The sequence below is a fragment of the Saccharospirillaceae bacterium genome (assembly GCA_022448365.1).
GTDB lineage: Bacteria > Pseudomonadota > Gammaproteobacteria > Pseudomonadales > Oceanobacteraceae > Bacterioplanoides.
In genome coordinates, this window is record JAKVCS010000003.1 from 139,162 (window position 1) to 161,175 (window position 22,014).

General features: G+C 48.9%; 18 protein-coding genes. 8 read left to right on the top strand and 10 right to left on the bottom strand.

The window, feature by feature from the left end; genetic code table 11:
• Positions 1–2 precede the first annotated feature (2 nt).
• From MK185_04275 to MK185_04285, 3 genes are all read left to right on the top strand, one after another.
• Positions 3–1,250, top strand: coding sequence for a tetratricopeptide repeat protein (locus MK185_04275; protein ID MCH2039829.1), 1,248 nt, complete (start codon positions 3–5; stop codon positions 1,248–1,250).
• Positions 1,251–1,365: 115 nt separating this feature from the next.
• Positions 1,366–2,583 (top strand): ABC transporter substrate-binding protein, encoded by a 1,218-nt coding sequence (locus MK185_04280; protein ID MCH2039830.1) that lies wholly within the window; start codon positions 1,366–1,368, stop codon positions 2,581–2,583.
• Between the two features lie 215 nt (positions 2,584–2,798).
• Positions 2,799–4,370: a sensor histidine kinase gene (locus MK185_04285; protein ID MCH2039831.1), complete on the top strand. Its 1,572-nt coding sequence runs from the start codon at positions 2,799–2,801 to the stop codon at positions 4,368–4,370.
• Positions 4,371–4,386: 16 nt separating this feature from the next.
• On the opposite strand, the gene xthA is transcribed toward MK185_04285, so the two are convergent.
• The 3 genes from xthA to MK185_04300 are packed head-to-tail and all read right to left on the bottom strand — an operon-like array spanning position 4,387 to position 8,335.
• The gene (gene xthA / locus MK185_04290; protein MCH2039832.1) at positions 4,387–5,199 is read right to left on the bottom strand and encodes an exodeoxyribonuclease III; all 813 of its coding nucleotides are present in this window, start codon (positions 5,197–5,199) and stop codon (positions 4,387–4,389) included.
• 22 nt (positions 5,200–5,221) lie between these two features.
• Positions 5,222–6,757 (bottom strand): ABC transporter substrate-binding protein, encoded by a 1,536-nt coding sequence (locus MK185_04295; protein MCH2039833.1) that lies wholly within the window; start codon positions 6,755–6,757, stop codon positions 5,222–5,224.
• A 12-nt stretch (positions 6,758–6,769) separates the two neighbouring features.
• The gene (locus MK185_04300; protein MCH2039834.1) at positions 6,770–8,335 is read right to left on the bottom strand and encodes a LysM peptidoglycan-binding domain-containing protein; all 1,566 of its coding nucleotides are present in this window, start codon (positions 8,333–8,335) and stop codon (positions 6,770–6,772) included.
• 77 nt (positions 8,336–8,412) lie between these two features.
• Between MK185_04300 and MK185_04305 the strand changes: the two genes are divergently transcribed.
• Both MK185_04305 and dnaQ read left to right on the top strand, forming a co-directional pair.
• A complete protein-coding gene (locus MK185_04305; protein ID MCH2039835.1) occupies positions 8,413–9,168 on the top strand; it encodes a methyltransferase domain-containing protein in 756 nt (251 codons plus the stop codon).
• Between the two features lie 32 nt (positions 9,169–9,200).
• Positions 9,201–9,902, top strand: coding sequence for a DNA polymerase III subunit epsilon (gene dnaQ, locus MK185_04310; protein ID MCH2039836.1), 702 nt, complete (start codon positions 9,201–9,203; stop codon positions 9,900–9,902).
• Positions 9,903–9,975: 73 nt separating this feature from the next.
• Here the strand turns inward: dnaQ and nhaB are convergent, their stop codons facing one another.
• Positions 9,976–11,487, bottom strand: a complete 1,512-nt coding sequence (gene nhaB, locus MK185_04315; GenBank protein ID MCH2039837.1) for a sodium/proton antiporter NhaB — start codon at positions 11,485–11,487, stop codon at positions 9,976–9,978.
• Between the two features lie 255 nt (positions 11,488–11,742).
• Between nhaB and MK185_04320 the strand changes: the two genes are divergently transcribed.
• Entirely contained in the window at positions 11,743–13,386 is a 1,644-nt protein-coding gene (locus tag MK185_04320) for a hypothetical protein (protein MCH2039838.1), read from the top strand.
• A gap of 2 nt (positions 13,387–13,388) precedes the next feature.
• A complete protein-coding gene (locus MK185_04325) occupies positions 13,389–14,030 on the top strand; it encodes a hypothetical protein (GenBank protein ID MCH2039839.1) in 642 nt (213 codons plus the stop codon).
• A gap of 67 nt (positions 14,031–14,097) precedes the next feature.
• Here the strand turns inward: MK185_04325 and thiI are convergent, their stop codons facing one another.
• A complete protein-coding gene (thiI, locus tag MK185_04330; protein MCH2039840.1) occupies positions 14,098–15,558 on the bottom strand; it encodes a tRNA 4-thiouridine(8) synthase ThiI in 1,461 nt (486 codons plus the stop codon).
• A 206-nt stretch (positions 15,559–15,764) separates the two neighbouring features.
• Here thiI and phbB point away from each other — a divergent pair, with 206 nt between their 5' ends.
• On the top strand, positions 15,765–16,511 hold the full coding sequence (phbB, locus tag MK185_04335) for an acetoacetyl-CoA reductase (GenBank protein ID MCH2039841.1): 747 nt from the start codon (positions 15,765–15,767) through the stop codon (positions 16,509–16,511).
• Positions 16,512–16,569: 58 nt separating this feature from the next.
• Here the strand turns inward: phbB and MK185_04340 are convergent, their stop codons facing one another.
• The 5 genes from MK185_04340 to modA form a co-directional block, all read right to left on the bottom strand.
• The gene (locus MK185_04340; GenBank protein ID MCH2039842.1) at positions 16,570–17,367 is read right to left on the bottom strand and encodes a type IV pili methyl-accepting chemotaxis transducer N-terminal domain-containing protein; all 798 of its coding nucleotides are present in this window, start codon (positions 17,365–17,367) and stop codon (positions 16,570–16,572) included.
• A gap of 92 nt (positions 17,368–17,459) precedes the next feature.
• Complete coding sequence (locus MK185_04345; GenBank protein MCH2039843.1) at positions 17,460–18,695, bottom strand: site-specific integrase; 1,236 nt, start codon at positions 18,693–18,695, stop codon at positions 17,460–17,462.
• Between the two features lie 107 nt (positions 18,696–18,802).
• A complete protein-coding gene (gene modC / locus MK185_04350) occupies positions 18,803–19,933 on the bottom strand; it encodes a molybdenum ABC transporter ATP-binding protein (protein MCH2039844.1) in 1,131 nt (376 codons plus the stop codon).
• A gap of 55 nt (positions 19,934–19,988) precedes the next feature.
• Positions 19,989–20,672: a molybdate ABC transporter permease subunit gene (gene modB, locus MK185_04355; GenBank protein ID MCH2039845.1), complete on the bottom strand. Its 684-nt coding sequence runs from the start codon at positions 20,670–20,672 to the stop codon at positions 19,989–19,991.
• The gene (gene modA, locus MK185_04360) at positions 20,672–21,595 is read right to left on the bottom strand and encodes a molybdate ABC transporter substrate-binding protein (GenBank protein ID MCH2039846.1); all 924 of its coding nucleotides are present in this window, start codon (positions 21,593–21,595) and stop codon (positions 20,672–20,674) included. The genes modB and modA overlap by 1 nt, the downstream gene beginning before the upstream one ends.
• Positions 21,596–22,014 lie beyond the last annotated feature (419 nt).

A 22,014-nucleotide genomic window follows, 5' to 3' on the forward strand; every position in this document is an offset into this window, starting at 1 on the left:
TAATGAAAGCACTATTATTAATGGTTTTGGCTGCCTTTGTTACGTGCCAACCTGTTAAGGCAGCAGATCAGTCTATCTCACAATCAACTTACGAAACTCTGAATGAGATTCAGGTATTTCTGCAGGAAGAAAAGTGGCCAGAGGCTGAAGAAGAGCTATCGCGCCTGAGCGAAAAATTAAAACCCAGCTTTGGTCTGGCTCTGACTTATCAACTGTATGGCCAGTTTTATCTCGCCCAGGAAAAGAACACATTAGCCCTTGAGCAATTTGAAAAAGCTCTAAAGCTTGAAAAGCTGGCACCCTCTCAGGAATCTGCCCTGGCTACTAATGTTGCCCAGCTGTATCTTGGCGAAGAAAAAAAGGCCGAGGCAGTCGCAAGCCTCAGGTCGCGCTTATTAAAGATCGAAAAAGCCGAAGCCGAAGCGAATAAAAAAACACCGGAAAAACCTAAGGTTTACATCCAACCAATGGCTTATGCGACTCTGGCGATGGCCTACCATCTGCAGGAAAAATACTCTGAGGTAATTCCGTGGATAAATAAAGCGCTTGATCGCAGTAAACAACCTAAGGAAAACTGGCTTCAGGTAATGACGGTTGCTTACTATCAGCAAAAAGAATATCTGAAAGCCGCCCAAGGGTTCCAACGTTTACTGAATGTGAACCCACAAAAAGAAGATTATTGGATTCAGCAAGCCTCAATGTATCAGCTGCTCGAACAGCCGAAAAACAGCATGAAAACGATGGAAACAGCATACGCCGGCGGCTATCTGACGAAAGACAATAATCTGATGCTTCTGGTGCAATTGCTGATTTCAAACGGCTTACCAGAGCGTGGTGGGCGTATTCTAAGTCAGCAGTTAAACGCCGGTAAAATAGAACTTAATGAGCGTAATTGGCGCTTGCTGGCGTCTGCCTGGCAACAGGGTAGGGAGCGCTCTAACGCCATTACTGCTCTTCGCGAGGCTGCAAAATTTACGGATAACGGTAAGTTGCTGGTGCGAGCTGCACAAATGTCTATTCAAAATAACGACTATCATAATGTCATCGTCGATATTGAAGCAGCAATCAAGAAAGGACTACCCGATAAGCAAAAGGGAAATGCTCTGATTCTTGCCGGGAACAGTGCGTTTGAGCTTCAGGATTACCCAACTGCCAAACGTTACTTTCAAAGAGCTCTGAAGGAGCCTGACAGTGCGTCTTCAGCGAGAACCTGGCTAGATTATATAGCCAGTGTCGAAGAGTATCTTTAAGCTCACCATCACAATTTACATGCTCCGATGATGAGGCGTATATGCGATACACCTGGTTGACCTCAGAAGCCCTGTGGTCTTAAGTTGTAGGTATCATTGTTGAAAGGTACTGGGCATGGAGCGGCTTAATTCTCACCTTTTAGTATTGCTTTTACTGTTTGTCGGTCAACTGGTCGAGGCAAATTCCCAGCCCTATGATGAGTTAGTGATCTTTCTTGACGCTGACCAGACGGGCGCAGTCAACTCTGGACGGTCTATTCATCAGGGTATGACTGTTGCGATTAATCAAGCCGGTGGTCAGGTCAGTAACATCCCTCTGCGTGTGGTCATAAAAGACCATCGCGGCAACTCACGTAGAAGCCTGAAGCACCTACAGCAGTACCTTAGCACTGACAATGCCCTTGCGGTTTTCAGTGGTTTGCATTCACCACCGCTACTGGCCCATCGGGAATTCATTAATGATGAAGGGATTCTTGTCATGGACCCATGGGCGGCCGCTGGTCCAATCACCAGGACCGAGGGCAAAAACTGGATATTCAGACTGTCGATCGATGACACTAAGGCCGGAAAAGTGATTGTCAGTAACGCGCTGAAAGAGGGGCTGAATAAGCCATTTTTGCTGTTGGAGGACACCGGCTGGGGACGTTCGAATCTGAAGAATATGTCGGCCGCGTTGAAGCAGCAAAAAAAGGAGCCGATCGGTATTAAATGGTTTAACTGGGGCTTGAGTGAAAACTCAGCGCGTATCATGCTTCGGGAAATCAAACAATCCGGAGCAGACAGTCTGTATTTGGTTGCCAATGCCCCAGAGGGTAAAACCTTCGCCAGGGCAATGCTGTCACTCAAGTCGGAGGAAAGACTGCCCATTCGAAGTCATTGGGGAATCACCGGTGGCGATTTTGCCGAACAGCTGGGGCAGAATCTTCAGGATCTTGATCTCAAATTCATTCAGACACGATTTTCGTTTCTTGATGCCATGGATACTCAGGCGCAGCGGGTGTTTGGTGCCGCAAAGAAGGCCTTCACTAGCATCGATAAACCAGAGGATATTAAAGCTGCAACCGGCTTCGTGCACAGTTATGATTTGATGCTGATCCTGATCGCGGCCATCGAGCAGGCGGGACTGTCAGGCGATATCGTCAACGACCGAAAGAATGTCAAACTCGCACTGGAAGACTTAACAGCCGCTATTAATGGCCTGATTAAAGTGTATCAGAAGCCCTTTGCTGCTGAGGGGTTTGATAGCCACGAAGCACTCAATAGCAACGATTACAGTATGGGTTATTTTGACTCAAGCGGTGTTATAAGGCTTGTTCAGCAAGAGACTAAATAGTGCAAAAGCTATTCGGCCGACATCTCAAAACCGAAACCAGTTTTAGTCTGTTTACTGCCGGATGGGTTTTGCTCATCAGTCTGATCATCCTGTTGGTGACATGGTTCAGCCTCAGGAGCATTCTGACCAACCAACAGATTGCCGCACAGCTGAACAGTATTGACGATATTGTTGATCAGCTTGACCTGTACGTCGAGGTTCGCACTAACGAGTTGATGGGGCAGCGTCAGCTTCCGTTAATCACCCAAACGGTACTCCAGCCAGAAATATTACTTCCCAGCATCACAGATCTGTTTCGCGATTTATCCATTCAAAATGTAAAAACCCAACAGCTTTTGCTCGATTTTTCAGGCGATGTTATTTATGCCAGATTTCCGCCTCGATCACACAATTTTGGGCACTCTCCTTGGTTCAGCGAACTGTCGGAAAATCCGGATGGTCGCTCAATGCGACTGGTTACCGGTATCGAAGCCCATGTCGAGATCACGCTCCCGGTTGTTTACAACAGTAACACCGAGGGATTTTTCCTGGCTCTGCTCGAATGGCAACGAATGAAAAACTCTCTTGAACTGGATTCAAAGCTCACTGAGTTTCCATTGAGCATTGGTAATCCTGGTGCAGAAGGCGCCATCATTATTGGTAAAAATAACGACTCTGAATGGCACAAAGCCCTGCCTGAATTTCTGGGCGTTCCGGTATATTACAAGGTCAATCTGGACAAGATCGATTTATATACCTATCAACACCTGACCACCATATTATTGGTGTTCAGCGTTTTTGCTGTACTCGTCACTTACATCACCATTGCCTGGGGAAAGCGCTATTTCGTAACGCCGATTAAACAGCTTGATGCACACATTGTTGACCTGAGCGAAGGAAGCATCACAGAAATCAATATTCCTGATAATGCGTCTGTTGAAATGCTCGCCTTAACGAACCAATTTAATGCAATGGCCTGCGCTGTCCGAAAGCGTGAAAAAGAGCTGAAAGAAACAAACCAGCAGCTGATTACTAATCAGGCGCAACTACTCCATTCTGAGAAGATGGCAAGCATCGGCACAATGGCAGCGGGTGTAGCTCATGAAATAAATAATCCAATTGCCTTTGTAATAAGTAATAACAATTTTTTAGAAGAAGCAGTCGTTACCATCACTCAATTGATTAAGTTGGTAGAAAAGGGTGAGCTAGAGAAAGCGGCCAGACTTATCAAGTCGGAAGATCTCTACAATCTGATGCAGGATTATCGTGATGTCATATCTGAGAACGAGACCGGACTGCAGCGTGTTAAAGATATCGTCACCGGGTTAAAGCACTTTACCCAATCAGACAGTGAAAAAACGGAAGCAGTTGATCTCAAGCACTGTCTGGAGTTCACCCTCAAACTTATTTGGAATGAGCTGAAGTACAAAGCCAAAGTTTCCACTGACTTGGGTGAAAATATCTTTGTCGATGCACATGAAGGGCAGTTGTCGCAGGTTTTTACGAACTTATTAATTAATGCATCCCATGCGATAGAGGAGGGGGGTGACATAGAGGTTAAGCTGAGCTCGGACGGTGAACTGGCAGTGGTTAGTATCAGCGATAATGGAAAAGGTATGTCACCTCAGACTTTGACAAAAATCTTCGAGCCTTTCTATACCGATAAACCTGTCGGCGTCGGTAGTGGTCTGGGGCTAAGTATTTCCTACGGGATCATTGAAAAGCACAAGGGTGATATCCAGGTAGAGAGCACCCTTGGCGAAGGATCAGTATTTACCGTGAGCTTGCCACTCCTGAGTGATCCCTAAGCGGATAAATACGTATCTAACTGAACTCAGACCATATCGGTGCGTGATCTGATGGTTTTTCCATGCCACGTATGTTGTAACTAACACCAGCATCATGACAGGCCTCATAAAGTTTTGGTGTCGCCAGTATGTGGTCAATTCGTAAGCCTCGTTTAGGGTCATCATTAAATCCCTTGGAGCGATAATCAAACCAGCTAAAAGTATCGGACGATGTTGGAAAATGCTTACGATACGTATCCTGCAGGCCCCATGCTAACAAGTCCTGATACCACTGCCGCTCCTCTGGCAGGAAACTGCATTTGCCGGTTTTCAGCCAGCGCTTACGATTTGGTTCTCCAATACCAATATCAGTGTCTTCGGGTGAAATATTCATATCGCCAATCACAACCACATTATCGTCCGGCGTAAAGTTTTCTTTCAGATAACGCATCAAGTCTGCGTAAAATTTTTCTTTAGCAGGAAATTTGATTTCATGATCACGACTTTCGCCTTGTGGGAAATAGCCGTTCAACACGTCATAGGTTTTACCATTAATCTCATAGCGGGCGTGGATAATACGTTTTTGCGCTTCTTCATCGTCCCAGGGCCAGCCTTTTTGTACCAGAACAGGCGCGGTCTTGCTCAGTAGCGCCACGCCGTAATGACTTTTCTGGCCGAAAAATTCAACGTGATATCCCAGCCCCTCGACATCAGAGAGCGGGAATTGCTCGTCATGTACCTTGGTTTCCTGAAGACCCATGACATCCGGGTCCAGCTGATCACGTATAGCCTCGAGTTGGTGTTGACGTGCACGGATACCGTTAATGTTAAAGCTGATAATTTTTGCCATATACGTTCTGCTTCAGATATGCCTATTGTTCTTTAAATTTAAACCGTTCGTCCAAAATCCTAACGGGCCGCTCACCCGAACGACGATCAGGCCTGTTGAGTATATCGGCACGTCGCTCAGGATTAATCCAGAAAACTCCACCGCTAACCGGATCAAAAGGATCGAAAAGGTCTGATGAAATACGTGTGCCAATCCGTTCGGGTAATTCTAGCCACTGCCAATATGCGTAACGGCTATAAGGTTGGCTGGCCCCCGGTACAAACAAAAAATTATCGATGCCGGTTTGCAATTCTTCGACTGATGGTGCGGTATTTAAGATTCCAGAGAAGGGATTGTCCGGTGTGCCTTTTATGGCAATCCAGGCTAACGGATAATCATCGTTTCTGAGTTTTGTCATCAACGCAGAATGATCAATCTGGCGAGGTATCAGTCGCAAGCCCGCGCGTATGGCATTATCGATATAATACTTAAGTTCTTTGCTGTTGTTTGTGCTGAATAATAACTCAAAGGCAGGTAGATCTTCTGCATTAACCGATTCGCCAGACATGGCTCTGACGATTGTTTTTCGGGTTTTTATCGCTTGTAACTCAGGATGTTTTTTATTGAGAATTAGCCCGGAAAAACGCGTTTTCCCTTGATGATAAAACTCAATTACTGCGATGCGTTTGCGGTCATTAAGTTGCTTGATTCTTGCACTTTGCCAATTACTATCCTTCTGCAATGGAATACTATCAATCTCGCCAGATTGGAAATCATCCAGCAGGGTTGTGGCATCTTTATACCGTTGGTAAATGACACGATCAACATTGAAACGTCCGGTAAAAAATTGTCTCTCGGCTGCCCACCAGTCGAGTGTCTTACGAATAGTCACGCGCCCGGAACTGGAGATTTTATCGATGTAGTAGGCCGATGTGCTTGGCTCAGAGAGGCGATCGAAGGTATTCGGCCAGCCATCGCGAGAGGTATAAAAGTGTTTTGCCAGGGGGCGAAGTGCCACCATACGGTTTAACACCTGATTTGAAAGTGGCAACCGGGCTTTTAACGAAAAGATCTTTTCTGAGAATATTTCAACAGATTCAAGATAGTTGCTTACCGTCTCATTTTGTATCGGGGTCTGGGCATTATCCGATTGTATAAACTCAAAGGTGAAGGCGATGTCGGCCGTCGTCACAGCGACACCATCGGACCAGCGAGCATCTTTGTCTATTTTGCAATATAGCGTCTGCATTTGAATCTCAATATTCCAGGCCGAGCACAGCATGGAAATGAGTTCGTTGTTATCCGGATGGAACGCCAGCAGTGGCATCTGCATCTGGTTAAGAAGGGCGGCTACTTCATTGTTTGTATCCGGTCCTATCCGGCGAAGATTGGTAGGCAAGGAGGCGACACCCTGACGGTAAATGCCGCCAGGAATAACCTCATCAATCTCGGTCAGGGGCAGTCCTTCATTCGCCTGCCAGGCTATGTCAGGTACACCGTTATGGGCGTATTTTACAGGCACTCGTGCTTCAGTCATTGCGTGTAGAGTCAGCAGCAAAAACAGAGCAATCCCTTTCATATCAGCGCAACCTCAGCGTGTTACATCGACATAAAGTGTTAATTTTTGGCCTGGCTGGAGGTATTTGTTGTTGGTTTGTCTTGAGTTCCAGCGACGAATATCCGACACCCGTACGTTGAACTTTTGCGAAATGCGCGCAAGAGAATCGCCAGAACGTACCCGATAGTTCACTTTTCGGATCACTTCACGTTTGTTTGGCTGAGATTTTTTACTCCAGATAACCAGCTTTTGTCCGGTTTTCAGAGGATCGCCGGGTGCCATTCCGTTCCATCGGGCAAGCTGGCTTACTTTTACGTCATGGTTGCGGGCTATCTGCCAAAAGCTATCACCAGAGCGCACGGAATACTCTTGGCGCTCGGTATTTCCTGGGCGGCGTGCTGTTTTTAAGCGTGCCATCCGTTGCGATACGCTATGGGAGTAGGCATTCTGTCCTTTGAACGCCCCCGGAATCAGTAGCGGCTCACCCGCTCGAATGACGTTGCCGCGAAGACCGTTGGCCTGTTTCAGCGCATCCGGGGTGGTGCGGAAACGACGCGCGATGGTCAGCAAGCTGTCACCACTCTTCACTTCATAACGTTGCCACTTAACACGAGAGCTGGCGGGCATTGATGCCAGTTGTTGTTGAAACACAGATTGCTTGTCTACTGGTATCAAAAGTTCGTGTGGGCCAGACGGGTGGGTTGCCCAGCGATTGTATTCAGGATTGAGCCGATAAATCTCTTCCAGGCTGGTATCGGCAAGCTCAGCGGCCTGGGACAGATCAATCTGACCGCCGGTATTGACGATGGCAAAATATGGCTTGTTCGCAATCGGTTTCAGTGCTACGCCGTATCTTGCGGGTTCCTTAACCAACTTGGCGAGTGCTATTAACTTGGGCACGTATGCACGGGTCTCTTTCGGCAGCGCAAGTGACCAGAAGTCGGTCGCCAAACCCTTGCGCCGGTTTTTACGAATCGCTTTGCGCACAGTCCCTGCCCCTGAATTGTACGCGGCCAGTGCCAATAGCCAATCACCGTCAAATTCGCGCTGCAACGCATTCAGGTATTTCAGGGCGCCCTCGGTGGCCGCTCGGATATCGCGTCGGCCATCGTGCCACCAATCTTGATGCAAGCCAAAATCACGGCCTGTTGCCGGGATAAACTGCCAAACTCCGGACGCCCGGCCGTGAGAATAAGCGAACGGATCAAATGCGCTTTCTACAATCGGTAATAATGCCAGCTCACCTGGTAGCTGGCGGGCATCGATTTGTTCAGCGATAAAATGCAGGTAACGAATGCCACGGTCAGCAACGCGATTCAGATACCCCTGATGGGATTTGTACCAGTTGAGTTGTGACGTAATGCGAGGATTACTGACGTTGATGTTAAGGCGATAGGCGCTGATGATACGAGGCCAGATATTATCAAATTCCGGGATATTATCTTCAGCGGCCGGAGTTGTCGTGTATTGATCCATCACAACCAAAGACTGTTCCGATTTTTTAGACGGCTCAAGTGGTTGTTTAAGGGATTGATTGCTCGCGCAACCGCTGGCAAGCATTGCTAACAAAAGAGGAATTAATGGTGTGATACGTTGCATCTGATTACAATGGGGTGACGAAAAGGCCTCAGTCTAAATACACAGGGTCTGGCTATCAAGGAATTAAGAACTTAGGCATGAACAGAATCGGCAACCGGATCAAGCCTGAGGTATATCAGCGATGGCTTGAAAAAGAGTCCGCTCAGCGTCTGCTGTCACTGGAGGCAGGTTGGTTAAAAGACACCGTTCAGCCTTTGCGGGGCTTGCACCTCGCTTATGCAGGCATCGACCCCGAACCTAAGTTTCTGGCGAATTCTCGCTGCCAGCACCGCTTTCGGATCGGCTTGCCCTGGCAAGATAATATTATCTCGGTTGATGTCAAAAGCCATGACTACAGTTGGCCACTATCGGATGAAACGCTCGATGTGGTCGTATTGCAGCACATGCTGGACATGGGGCGGCGGCCACATCAAAGCATTCGTGAGGCATGTCGCGTTCTTGTCCCGAACGGCTACTTAGTGGTAGTCGGCTTTAATCCCTACAGCATCTGGGGGGTGGGCCGGCTGTTGCACACATTCTCCGGCGAGTTACCCTGGCTATCAAACCCGGTTGCCCCGGGACGGCTGCAAGACTGGCTGACTTTACTGGATCTGAGGGTTGAGTACCTTCAGCACATTGAACACCTATGGCCAATTAAGTTAGTGTCGGAACAACTCAGTCGCCGCTTCGATCGTGTTCTGGCAAATCGAAATCAATTCCCAGGGAATGGATATCTTCTGGTTGCCAGAAAGACCATTGCAGGCATCACGCCTATTCGCGAACGGCGCTGGCTCAGTTCGGGCAGGGGATTTGCTGTCCCAGCGGCGGCAACAAGAGACAACGTTAACATCTAGCAGCGTACCGGCTGCTCCAACAGAGTGAATACATGAGACAAGTCGTACTCGATACCGAAACGACCGGTATTGGTGAAGGTCATCGCATTATTGAGATTGGCTGCGTGGAAGTGATCGAAAGAAAACTCACAGGACGCCATTATCATCGCTATATACACCCACAGCGCGACATTGATGTCGAGGCACAGGAAGTTCACGGTATATCGATTGATTGGCTCGAAGAAACCAAAGCCCCCGTATTCGCCCAGGTCGCCGATGAATTCCGAGACTTTATTGCCGGTGCCGAACTGGTAATTCACAATGCGGCGTTCGATATAGGCATGATGGATGCCGAATTTAATCGACTCAATTTGAGTAATACTGCCCAGTTTTGTGGCGTATTGGATACGCTGAAACTGGCCCGTGATATGTTTCCCGGCTCTCGCGTAAGTCTCGATGCATTGTGCAGACGTTACGATATCGACAACAGCCATCGAGAGCTTCATGGCGCATTGCTCGACTCTGAGATTCTTGCTGAAGTGTATCTGGCAATGACTGGGGGTCAAACAGACCTTGCCTTGGCGGTGGAAGACGGTCAGTCAGGTGGCGCTGCAGACATAAATTTCGATGATTCGTTATTGCATTCAGCGGAGTTGCTTGTTGTTAGGGCAAGTGCAGATGAGACACAGATTCACGAGCAGATGCTTGATCTGGTTGATAAGAAAAGTGACGGCGCACTCTGGCGGCGTACCTGATTAATCAATCGTAATGTTACCTTTTCAGGAGCGATAGCCGATCTGCTGTCGCTTCTGAAAAAGCGCCAGGGGTCTAGAGCAGATATGTCACCGCAGTAAAGCCGACCAGTGTCATTACAATGGTATAAGGCAGCGCCATGATAACCATCTTCCCATAAGATAAGCGGATTAATGGCGCCAATGCTGATGTCAGCAAAAACAAAAAGGCCGCCTGGCCATTTGGCGTCGCCACGCTTGGCAGGTTGGTTCCGGTATTGATTGCTGCCGCCAATAACTCAAATTGGCCTCGACTGATGTCGCCTGCATCAAATGACGCTTTCACCTCAGAAATGTATACCGTAGCGACGAACACGTTGTCGCTGATCATTGATAACACACCATTCGCCAGGAAAAACACACCGGGTTGAGCAGCAAGGGAAACGTTATCTGTGCTGAGAATCCAGGTAATGATCGGAGTAAACAGGTGTTGGCTGTGGATCACGCCAACAATCGTGAAGAATACAACCAGTAGCGCCGTAAAAGGCAGTGCCTCCTGAAATGCCTTGCCAATCTGATGTTCTTCAATAATTCCGTTAAAGGAAGTGATCAAAACTATTACGGTTAATCCGATCAGGCCCACCTCCGCAATATGAAATGCCAGCGCTGCAATCAAGAACAGAGCAATCGCCGCTTGAACCCATAGCTTGGCAGTATGTTTCTTAGTCATTTGTTGCTTTTGCTCGTCGTCATATTGCTGCAAAATCTGACGGACTTCCTCGGGGATTAATGAGCCGTAACCGAACCAGCCAGCTTTCTCCAATACAAGGCAAGTGAGCAGACCTGCAACCAGAACCGGCATGGTGACCGGCGCCATCACCAAAAAGAAAGTTGCAAAGTCCCAGCCGGCTACCTGGGCGATGAGCAGATTCTGCGGCTCGCCAACATAGGTGCAGACGCCGCCAAGCGCCGTGCCAACAGCACCGTGCATCAACAGGCTGCGCAGAAACGCACGAAATTGTTCGAGGTTCTCTCTGTGAGATGAGCGTAACTCATCGTCGTTTGCGTGGTCATGCTTGGTGTTAAACGTCTTGCCGGAGGCCACTTTGTGATAAACGCTGTAGAAACCGACGCCAACACTGATTAGAACGGCAGTGACTGTCAGCGCATCCAGGAAGGCCGACAGAAATGCAGAGACGATACAGAACAGGAACGAAAGCGCCATTTTGGAGCGAACATTCAGCAGAATCTTAGTGAAGGTGAAAAGCAGTAAATCCTTCATAAAGTAGATGCCTGCCACCATAAACATGAGTAGCAAGATAACCGGGAAATTGGCAACCACTTCGTCGTAAACAGTCTGCGGCGACACCATACCGAGTGCGACGGCCTCCAGTGCCAACAGGCCACCCGGCTGCAATGGATAGCACTTTAATGCCATTGCCAGTGTGAAAATAAACTCAACTATCAGCACCCACCCCGTTACGTAGGGGCCGGCGATATTCAGCAAAATAATATTCGCAAGCAGGAATCCGACAATGGTCTTTTTATACCAATGCGGTGCATTCCCTAAAAAGTTGTTCAGGAAGGCGGAGGTGAGAGAGGATGGCATTACATTTCCCAGTGGTCTTGGTGCGGGGTAAGAAATGCGCGCAATGTAATACTTTTGCAATAATTTGCAATACGAAGTTTACTGGCCGAGCCACCAGCTCAGTCGCGAGGCATGCCTCAAGCGACTGACTAACGTTTACCGATGCTGCTGCATCGCCCGTGGTTACAGGGCTTTGACTGTTTTTCGCAAAAGCTTCGCGCTTTTCAGTCTAAGTAGGTAGAATGGCGGAAAATACAACAAAGAACGTCCCTTGGTATGGCCGAATTAACAACAGGAAGTGAAGTTTCACAATTTGCCGCCTCTCTGAATCTGGTAAAGACAGAAATTGCGAACGCACTGGATCAAGCTGCCGTTCAGCTCGACGCTTATTCAGAATCCGGCAGCAATGACAGTCTGCGATTATTCCTTGAAGAGGTTCAGCAAATTCGCGGAACCTTCAAGATACTGGACTTCCGCGCAGGGGAGCGTATCTGCGAAGAATTGGCTGAAACCGGCAGGGCAGTCAAAGCTCAGAAAGTAAACGAGACCACGCTCCAGGCATTCACCCAGGCCGTTGTCTTTCTGAAGCGTTATGTCGATTTTGTAGCTAACGGCGACCAGGTGGCGCCAAGTCTGCTGGTGCCCACAATCAACCTGATCCGCAAACAACGCCAGGAAAAGCCGCTCCCTGAAGCTTACTTCTTTCTGGTGAATCTCCGGCCAAAACTTAATATGCCGGAAGCTGTACCCGGGGCCGGAAGTTTCCCATATCGCAGGGCTCGCCAACTTTATCAACTGGGCCTTATTGGCCTTATGCGCAAGCAGGGTCGTCGTGGTCCGTTGCAAGTTATGCTTCGCGCTGTTAAACGATTTGAATCGGCAAGTCGTGGTGGTGCCTCCTGGCCGCTGTGGTACGTAACCGTCGCGGCTCTTGAGGCGTTATCTCAGGATGCTTATGAAGTAACACCTCAACGACTAGCGCTGCTGGGCGCTCTTGATCGCCAGGTTCGCAAGATCCAGGATACCGAGGGCAAAGCCTTTAACGAAAAAATGCCGGATTGGCTTCTGAAGGAGCTACTGTATCTGGTGGCATTGGGCGAGGCAGATACAAACGACATTAAGCAGGTCCAGAATGATTTTCACGTTGGTATTGGTGTAAAAGAAACTCAGCTTGCAGAGGCTCGTAATCGTTTATCCGGCCCGGATCAGTCCGCTCTCGACTCCCTGTCGGAGGCGCTTCAGGAAGAGTTACAATCCGTCAAAGATCTGATTGATATGCTGGAGCGCACTGACACTAGCGACTCCAACTTTGAAGAGTTGTTAACCAGCCTGACACGCATTGCCGACACCCTTCAGGTTGCCAACCTCAATGAAGCCGCAGAGCAAACGCGCCGCCTTTGCACTGCTCTAAAAGCAAATGGCCCTGAAAAGATGCAGAGCCAGATGCCAGCGGTTGCTGATAGCATCATCCGCATTGAACAGGAGATGCGTGGCATCACACAAAGCGGTCTTGAGCAAACCACCTTGGTTGATCCGGTAAGCCTCAGCGAAGCGAAAATTGCAGTGCTGTCAGAATCGATGACGGCGCTAACCATGATCAAGCGCGCCATTGGCTCCTATATTGATTCCAACGGAGACAAGCTGCACGTTAAAAATATCGGTAAGAGCTTACACGATGTCGCTGGCTCCCTGATCTTCCTTGAGAAGGAAGATATTGCACACATGCTGCACCAGCTTGAGCACTTTATTGCTAAGCGTATTATTGATAACCCCGGCACTCCTGCCGAATCGCATCTTGAGTCTTTCGCCGACGCGATTACAGCGGTTGAGTACTACTTGGATTCCATGATTGGCCAGACAACCGGCGCCGAAGATGCGCTAAAAATGGCTCGAGAGAGCCTTGCCGCACTAAAGGACTGATAATGCTGCAACCAAGCCTGACCGCAATCACTGTCTCAGTGATATTGATTGCCCTGATTGCCATTGCGTTTGTATGGAAAGGACGAGAATGGTTCACCCACTGGTTGAAAGGCAGTATTGGATTCATCCTACTGGCTGGTTGCATATCGGCCGCTTTCGCACTCGCAGACCTTTGGAGCTATCGTCAGCTGCTGAAGGAGGAGCCTCTGGCAACGCTGAGTATTTATCAATTGGGAGACCAGGCCTTTGACGTCACCCTTGCTCAGCCAGATGGTACTGAAGAGCGCTTCAAGATTGCCGGAGATCAATGGCAGCTTGATGCAAGACTGATTACCTGGACAGGTCCTTTCGCTGCAGCAGGCGCTCAACCCCTGTATCGCCTTGACCGCTTGTCAGGGCGGTATCTGTCACTCGAACAAGAGCGTACCGCAGAACGCAGCGTATACAGTCTTTCTGAGTCGCGCTGGTTTGACCTGTGGAAATCGGTAAAAGGGATGGCACTTTGGCTGGATGCGCAATTTGGAAGTGCGGTTTATATGCCCTTGGCAAACGGTGCGGTTTTTTCGATACATCTTGGTGCCAAAGGCCTTATTGCGCGCCCGGTTAACGAGGTTGCCGACAACGCGCTAGACGGTGATTGGTGACCTCACTCGGAACAATAAAAAAGTCCGCAAATAGCGGACTTTTTTATTGTTCCGAAAACTGCGTTTCTCAGCAATCCAATACGGCAAAGTCACCTTTTTCCTGAGCAATCAGGTGATGCGCATGAATCTTACTCATCGTCCCTTTTTGACAATACAGCAGGTGGCGCTTGCCTGAATCAAGTTCCGATACTTTGCTATCCAACTCGTAAAATGGGATTGTCAGCACACGGTTGTTGGTTAAATGCAATGGGGCGTCTTCAACTTCGTTCGGGTGGCGAATATCCACCACGACATCATCAATAGCAGGGGTTGAAACCAACTGCACACTTTCCAGGCCACTGTCCTCGCCACTTAAGACATCATCAATTCGCTCAATTTTGGCATTATCTAACGCTTCATCCAGAACCGTAAAATCAAAATCTTGTTCGGTTTTCTCGACCTTCGCCAGACTGCCTACGGTGGTAGGTCGCACAGAAATGACGCCACAATACTCTGGCATAACGGCAGCAAAGGTTTCAGTGCCAATGCGGCGCGAGATATCGATAATCTCGGGTTTATCCATGGCCGCCAGGGGGCGCAGCACCATATGATCCGAAACCTTATCAATAACTGCCAGGTTGGTGAGCGTCTGGCTAGCAACCTGAGCGACCGACTCGCCCGTAACGACTGCCGGAAGATTTAAACGACCGGCAACGCGTGACGCCGCCCTTAGCATCATGCGCTTGAGCACCACCCCCATCTGGGCAGTATCAATATTCTTCAGAATCTCCTCAACCACCCCCTCAAACGGCACCGTAATAAACTTAACTCGATGACTCTCGCTGTAGTTTGCCCAAATATAATTCGATACTTGCTTGACGCCGATTTCGTGAGCACTGCCTCCTAGATTAAAAAAACAGTAATGCGTTTTGATTCCCCTGCGAATCATCAAATAACTGGCAACCGTGGAGTCAAAACCGCCAGATATCAGAGACAATGCCTCACCTTGTGATCCAAGAGGGTAGCCGCCGATACCCGCTACCTGATGCCGAACAACCTGAACTTTGTTGTTACGGATTTCCGCTTTCACAACAACATCCGGGTTTTTAAGGGAGACTGTGCTGGCCTCGGTTTCTTTTAACAGCCCGCCACCCATGTAGATTTCTGCCTGATGCGAGGTGAATGTGTGCTGACCAGAGCGCTTGATCCGTACACAAAATGTTTTACCCGCAAGCTCCTCGGCGTAGGCTGCCTTAACGTGCTGATAGGCTTCATCCAGTGTTGTGAATTCGTACTCGACAATTTCAAGGGCGGCACCAATACCAGGGGTATGGGTTAAAATCTGAATTGCATGCCGACGAGCTGCGTCATCATCGTGATTGAGCACCACAACCAGGCTGTCCCAGCGGTTTTGAACGTCCGCCGATAATTCATGTTTGCGAAAAAGCGTCTGCAGGTTCTGTCGCAGGATCTTGGTGATCTGCTTACGCACAGGACGCGATTTAATGGTTATTTCCGGAAACAATTTAATTACAAAGTTTGTAGACATAAGTGGTGTATCAGCCCAGCATGCGAAAAAGGGCGAAGTATAGCTCAGCCAGTGCTTTAGTGGCAGCTTTGCTAAGCAAACGACTAATGGTTAATTATTAGTCGGCACTAATTTTAGATGCATACGTTTTGCGCTTCATATTAATGTCATGTAAGGCAGTAATTCTGCCTTAGCAATTAAGCAAATACGCACTCAAGGAGTAGAGCATGACAAAACGTATCGCGTTAGTAACCGGTGGCACCGGTGGTATCGGTACTTCAATTTGCAAGCAGCTGCATGATGACGGCTATCAAGTGATCGCGGGGTATTATTCCGGCGGCAATCATGAGAAGGCGCAGACATGGCAGGATCAGATGAAAGCCGATGGTTACGACATTGCTGTCGCCTACGGTAACATTCGTGATTTTGAATCGTGCCAGACCTGTATTGAAGGCATTCGCAAGGATTTTGGCAGTGTCGACATCCTTGTTAATAATGGCGGCATTACTCGGGATACAACTCTGAAGAAAATGTCACCTGAGCACTGGGACGATGTAATCGCCACCAACCTGACCTCAGTTTTCTACATGACCCGGCTGGTCATTAACGACATGCTCGAACAAAAGTGGGGGCGTATCGTCAACATCTCTTCCGTTAACGGTGAAAAAGGGCAGTTTGGTCAGGCCAATTACTCCGCTGCGAAAGCGGGCATGTATGGATTCACTAAGGCGGTGGCACAGGAAGTTGCAAGCAAAGGAATCACTGTTAATACCGTGTCGCCCGGTTACATTGCGACATCCATGATCATGGATGTGCCTGAGGAAATTCGCGAGCAGATTCGCAAAGGGATCCCTATCGGGCGCTTTGGTAAACCAGAGGAGATTGCCCGCGTCGTCAGCTTCCTGGCTGGTGAGGAAAATGGCTTTATCACCGGAGCCAATATTTCGGCCAATGGCGGACAGTATATGAACTAAACCCGAATATCTCCGCAACAAAAAAACCGGCGACTGCCGGTTTTTTTGCCTTTGCATGTCAAACAGATTTGTCATGCAGGCGTTGATACATACCTGTAATGTCGTCCATGCGCTTCAGCATACTCTCCGTGGTTCGGGAAATGACATGCGGTGTGTATTCACCAGACTCAAGATGTCTGAATCCGGATTTTGAAAAAGCAAGCTGAGCTTCGACACCAGAGAGAGCCGACTGAATTTCTGAACTGTTTTGTGGTGCGCTCAAAAGTGTCGCCAAACCGCGCTCAAACTCCCCCAGGGTGTTGTGGAAGCCGACTGTAATAGCCTCCAGATTCTCTCCGCTCAGATGGGCAAAGTAATATTTAGCCATTCTCTGACTGAGCATGCGTTGGCGGCCCGAAATATTCACGAGTACGGCACTGTCCGTTCCAGCATAAGCCTCTATGTCAAGAACAACCTGATGACAGGCCGCCACAAGCTCCTCACCCAACGCAATCATTGGCTGCAGCGCCAATGGTTCATCTGATAATAATGCCGCCTGCAACTCGAACCAGCGCTCGTCAACTGTGCGCAGGTTATTTTGGATGCGCAATGTCGGGGCATAGTGACGAAGGTTTTCGAGCTGTTTTGTAAACAACTTACGCGCTAACCGTAGTTGCTTTTCAGCCTTTAAGGTATCGATGTCGGCGGCAAGCTGAATATAAGCTTTGACCATGCGCTCACTCAGCATCCGCTGCCGCCCAGCCTGATTGAGCGCGGCACCATCAGTCAATATCGAAATGTTTGTCGGTTCAGCCAGTAGTTGTGGCGGGAACAACAGCAGAACTGCAGGAATAAGGGAGAGCCAGAAAATACGCATTGCAAGGTAGCCGTAGAAAGAGTTTCCTAGCTGAACAGCAAAAAAGGTTCCTTACCTGAAGCTAATTGTTTGCATTGCCACTTTGGATATTTCTAATAGTCGGGCTTCAGTTTCTTGTGACGGGCGCTTGCATGACGTTCGCGCATCTCGGTGTCAATATAGCGATCGGTTGTCGCCATGCTGGCATGACCAGCATCTTCTTTTACATGTTCTTTCGGGCGGAACTTAACATCTTCTGAGATGCCTGTATGTCGCAGCCAGTGAACAGTCGCCACCTGAAGCTCCTCGGCCTCATCTTGTAAGCCTTCTTCGCGCATTCGCTGATAAGCCGCGTCAAAACAGCCCTGAACAAGATAACGAATCTGGCGGGTACTGGTGACCGGGCCACGCCCTTTGATTTTGGCAACAATCGGGGTTTGCTCTCCAATACGAGGCAATGGGGACAACCCCAGATGTTCCCGATAACGCCGCAATGCACGAAGCATATCATCCGACACGGTAACCATTCTGACCTTGTTGCCTTTACCGACCACGCGCAACCACCAGTGCTGATCCCGATCCTGCTGAAAATCGCCCATCACCGGAGTCCCTCGCTCATCAGCAACCAGTTCTGAAATCCGCAAATACATGCCAAATAAGCAACGCATGACAAATAACGAACGCTCGTGTTCTTTCGGGTTATCCTGTGCCGATCGCTCAACCGTTTCAAGGATATAGTCCCACTGTAAATTAGAGATTCGACGGATTGGTTCCTGGTACGCATGACGCTGCAAATAGCGACTGCGTTGCCGAATCAGTTTGATCGGGTTGATTGCAAGGTAGTCTTCCTGCTGCAGGTAATTGAAGTAAGTCGACAGAATTGAGAAAACCGCTTGCAGGCTTTTCTGCGATAAGTTGAAGTCATTCGTTTGAGATCGTTTGTTTTGCTGCGCAACAAAAGGCCGCCAGTCAGAATTGATCACTCGCTCACCCTGAGAGTTTCGGAATCGCGCCACCTGGCGATCCCCAACCCAAGAAGGGGGAGGGGACTGACAAAACGCCAGGTAATCTTCCATATCCTGGCGATTCAACTCTGCTAATCCGGCCTGACGAATTAGCCAACTCCACTGCAGCAACCTTTCTACCTCTCGCCGGTAGCTGTTAAACGTCGCAGAGGAGCCATTGTAGCTACCTAAAAAATTGAGACTGTTCACCAGGTCATCGTAGATCTGATCAATAGCGCGCAACTCCGGCTGTCGCTGGAGTATCGATCGCGCGTAGGTAAGTGGATTGCCAATATGAACTGCCTGATCAAAAAGAGGTGTTGGCGGAAGGTCGTTGATTTTCATTGCTGCAAATAATTATCGGAATAATGGGTACGATACGGAATTGGCCATTCTGAAACAACCGCTGAAATTCGGCTAAATCATTCCATAGCAGGGCTATCAAAGACAGCCTAGCGAACGATGGCTGCTGACTTAATCTGAGCCCAGACTCGCTTGCCTGGCTGGAGTTGCAACTGATGGACAGAGCGACGTGTTATACGCGCGAGCAACATGGACAATCCATCTTCATTCTCTAAGCTAAGCTGCAAGATTGCCGTAGCACCATCAATTTCTTTGATGCTTTGAATGGTCGCCGGAATTCGGTTGGCGATGCTGCTCTCTAACTGATCATTCAAGGCAATGCTGACATCTTTGGCAGGAACTCGGATTCTTACCAACTCGCTTGCGGTCGTTTCCGATTGCACCAGGTTATCATCGCTGAGCCACAAGCCTCCTCCAGGGAATCGCAACCTGGCGAGGTGCCAGTCGGTATCGAAGCGCTCAATGGTTGCCTCCAGTACGGAACCGACATTGTCGGTCTCAAAGCCAATCAATCCGGCTTCGGAAAACACCTCATTCACCACTCCCTGAGTTGAAATGACCCCTCCATCAAGCACTACGGCGTAGTCAGCCAACCTGGCGACTTCGTCCATTGAGTGGCTGACATAAACCATAGGGATATCCACAGTCTGTTTTATGCGCTCAAGGTAGGGGAGAATCTCCTGCTTGCGCTGTCGGTCAAGTGCCGACAACGGCTCATCCATCAACAGCAACTGTGGCCCGACCATCAGAGCTCGGGCAATCGCAACGCGCTGTTGCTCTCCACCCGACAATTCATCCGGCTTGTTATCGAGCAGCGCTGACAAACCAAGCAGCTCGATAATTTCGTTACATTCCGCTTTATTCAGAGAACTGGCAGAGCGTTTGATTGCGAAATCAAGGTTTCCGGAAGCAGTCAGGTGAGGAAACAGACTCGGTTCCTGAAACACATAGCCAATCGGTCTCTTCCAGGCTGGCAGTAGAACGTTATTTTTATCACTGTCGTCTTGCCAGATCGATCCATCAACCTCAAGAAAACCCGGGAAATCTGGCTCCAATCCAGCCAGCCACCGCAATAAAGTTGTTTTGCCGCAGCCGGAACGGCCACAGATCGCGGTAACACCAGAGGCTGGAATATCCAGATTCAGGTCCAGATTAAATTGCTTGCCAGTCGGTTTAGGTTGTCGCTGCAATTGCAGACGCATACGAATTCTGCCGGACATCAAGCTCCAACCTGCTGATTATTTTCATTGGGGTATATCTCGATCGTCAGCCAGTTCATCGAACAATAGAAGCCTGTTGCTTCTGACTTAGGTACAAGCCAAGTAATACAACAAAAGCAAACACCACCATGAGTCCAGACAATGCATGCGCCTGCGCATATTGAAGGGCTTCGACATGATCATAAATCTGCACCGAAACCATGCGGGTCTCATCTGGAATATTGCCGCCAATCATCAGCACAATACCAAATTCACCAATGGTATGAGCAAAGCCTAAGATGGCTGCAGTGACGAAGCCCGGCTTTGCCAATGGCAAAACAACACTGAAAAAACGATCGAGCGGACTGGCCCTGAGAGTGGCAGCAACCTCTAGCGGTCGGGCGCCGATGGCTTGCATGGCGTTCTGAATCGGCTGAACAACAAACGGTAGCGAATAGAGCAGCGACGCCACAACCAAGCCTGGGAATGTAAACGGCAGAAGTCCAATCCCCAGGCTTTGTGTCAGCTTACCCACGGGACCCTGAGGACCCATAGCAATCAACAAATAGAAACCCAGCACGGTTGGCGGCAATATCAAGGGCAGGGCAACCACGGCGGAAACAACCGCCTTCCAGCGAGAGCGCGTATTGACCAGCCACCAGGCGATTGGTGTGCCGATAAACAGCAATAGCAAGGTGACCACGCTGGCAAGCTTTAAGCTTAGCCAGATGGCACCAATATCTGCATCAGATAACATCATCATTTAGCCAGATCATATCCATAAGACCGGATTATGGCACGTCCAGTCTCAGATTGAATAAAGCGATGCAATTCAATCGCCGGGCCAAAGCCGGAGCCTCTTCTGGTCAGCACCATGTCTTGGCGAATAGGATGATAATAGGACTTCGGCACCACCCAGGCAGAACCGGCTATCAGGCGGCCTTCAGCATACGCCTGTGACCGGGCGACAAAACCGATCCGTGCATTACCACTGGCAACAAACTGATAGGTCTGTGCAATGTTTTCACCGGTAATCAATCTGGGTTTCGTTTGATGGTGCAAATTCAGGGTTTTAAGTACCTCTGTGGCAGCCATGCCATAAGGGGCTAGTTTTGGATTCGCAATTGCCAATCGTCGGTAATTATCGGAAATAAGATAGGTGTAATCTAACTGGATATCGTCTTCAGAACTCCACAGTACCAAAGTGCCAAGAGCATAGGTTTTCAGAGAAACAGGATCCGCAAGGTCAGCCTCAATCAACGCCAGCGGCTTATGATGATCTGCAGATAGAAACAGATGAAAAGGTGCACCATGACTTATCTGAGCAAACAGCTTTCCGGACGATGCGTAAGAGATTTTCAGGTTGTGGCCAGACGACCGTTCAAACTCCCGAGCAAGATGCTTCATAGGGATAATAAAATTAGATGCGGCACCGACATAGACTGTATCGCCATAAACGAGCGTCTTAGTGAACAAGGATGTCAGCATCAAAAGCAGCAACCCGTATATTCGCCGGGCAAACCCCGAGTACCAGGATGAATCTAAGTTGGGCAAATCGTTCGCCTTATGGGCTGTTAACATGTACCGCGCCAGTGTGATGTAATGGTTTGGATGGCTCAAGCCATAAATCTCAGAAAGTGGAGTTTGCAGTGGAGCATAAGGATTTTGAAATGTGTTCCACAATATTCAATCAACATTAACTCATCATTCCAAGTGGCTGTTCTAAAAGCTTTATTTAGAGATTCTGGGTGAGATAACGTGGCAGAGCATCGGTAAAAAAACTGTGGCACCACTGGCCAGAACGGTTCACGCATAATATTCCGATAATACCAATTATCGGAAATATAATGGACTCTCTGACCAATCCTCGTACTCCGTCAGTTAGCCTCGCCGATTTTAGTATTTCGACTTACAGGCCGATTTTGTTTCGCTGTACAGCGTTCGGATCATCTTCAGCACTTGATCAGAGTCCGCGAAGATCAGATGACCTCGTGCCCGTGATCATACAGCCCTGTCCGGCTTTGTAGCAGCTTCCGATCGAAAGAAATGGGCGCTGGATTTCTTCCGATCTCACAGCGTAATGAACAAATCACACTCTAGCG

Bases quoted from the DNA above. Each gene is read 5' to 3' on its own strand.
- MK185_04275 (MCH2039829.1), top strand. From the start codon at position 3: ATGAAAGCACTATTATTAATGGTTTTGGCTGCCTTTGTTACGTGCCAA.
- MK185_04280 (MCH2039830.1), top strand. From the start codon at position 1,366: ATGGAGCGGCTTAATTCTCACCTTTTAGTATTGCTTTTACTGTTTGTC.
- MK185_04285 (MCH2039831.1), top strand. From the start codon at position 2,799: ATGGGGCAGCGTCAGCTTCCGTTAATCACCCAAACGGTACTCCAGCCA.
- xthA (MCH2039832.1), bottom strand. From the start codon at position 5,199: ATGGCAAAAATTATCAGCTTTAACATTAACGGTATCCGTGCACGTCAA.
- MK185_04295 (MCH2039833.1), bottom strand. From the start codon at position 6,757: ATGAAAGGGATTGCTCTGTTTTTGCTGCTGACTCTACACGCAATGACT.
- MK185_04300 (MCH2039834.1), bottom strand. From the start codon at position 8,335: ATGCAACGTATCACACCATTAATTCCTCTTTTGTTAGCAATGCTTGCC.
- MK185_04305 (MCH2039835.1), top strand. From the start codon at position 8,413: ATGAACAGAATCGGCAACCGGATCAAGCCTGAGGTATATCAGCGATGG.
- dnaQ (MCH2039836.1), top strand. From the start codon at position 9,201: ATGAGACAAGTCGTACTCGATACCGAAACGACCGGTATTGGTGAAGGT.
- nhaB (MCH2039837.1), bottom strand. From the start codon at position 11,487: ATGCCATCCTCTCTCACCTCCGCCTTCCTGAACAACTTTTTAGGGAAT.
- MK185_04320 (MCH2039838.1), top strand. From the start codon at position 11,743: ATGGCCGAATTAACAACAGGAAGTGAAGTTTCACAATTTGCCGCCTCT.
- MK185_04325 (MCH2039839.1), top strand. From the start codon at position 13,389: ATGCTGCAACCAAGCCTGACCGCAATCACTGTCTCAGTGATATTGATT.
- thiI (MCH2039840.1), bottom strand. From the start codon at position 15,558: ATGTCTACAAACTTTGTAATTAAATTGTTTCCGGAAATAACCATTAAA.
- phbB (MCH2039841.1), top strand. From the start codon at position 15,765: ATGACAAAACGTATCGCGTTAGTAACCGGTGGCACCGGTGGTATCGGT.
- MK185_04340 (MCH2039842.1), bottom strand. From the start codon at position 17,367: ATGCGTATTTTCTGGCTCTCCCTTATTCCTGCAGTTCTGCTGTTGTTC.
- MK185_04345 (MCH2039843.1), bottom strand. From the start codon at position 18,695: ATGAAAATCAACGACCTTCCGCCAACACCTCTTTTTGATCAGGCAGTT.
- modC (MCH2039844.1), bottom strand. From the start codon at position 19,933: ATGTCCGGCAGAATTCGTATGCGTCTGCAATTGCAGCGACAACCTAAA.
- modB (MCH2039845.1), bottom strand. From the start codon at position 20,672: ATGATGTTATCTGATGCAGATATTGGTGCCATCTGGCTAAGCTTAAAG.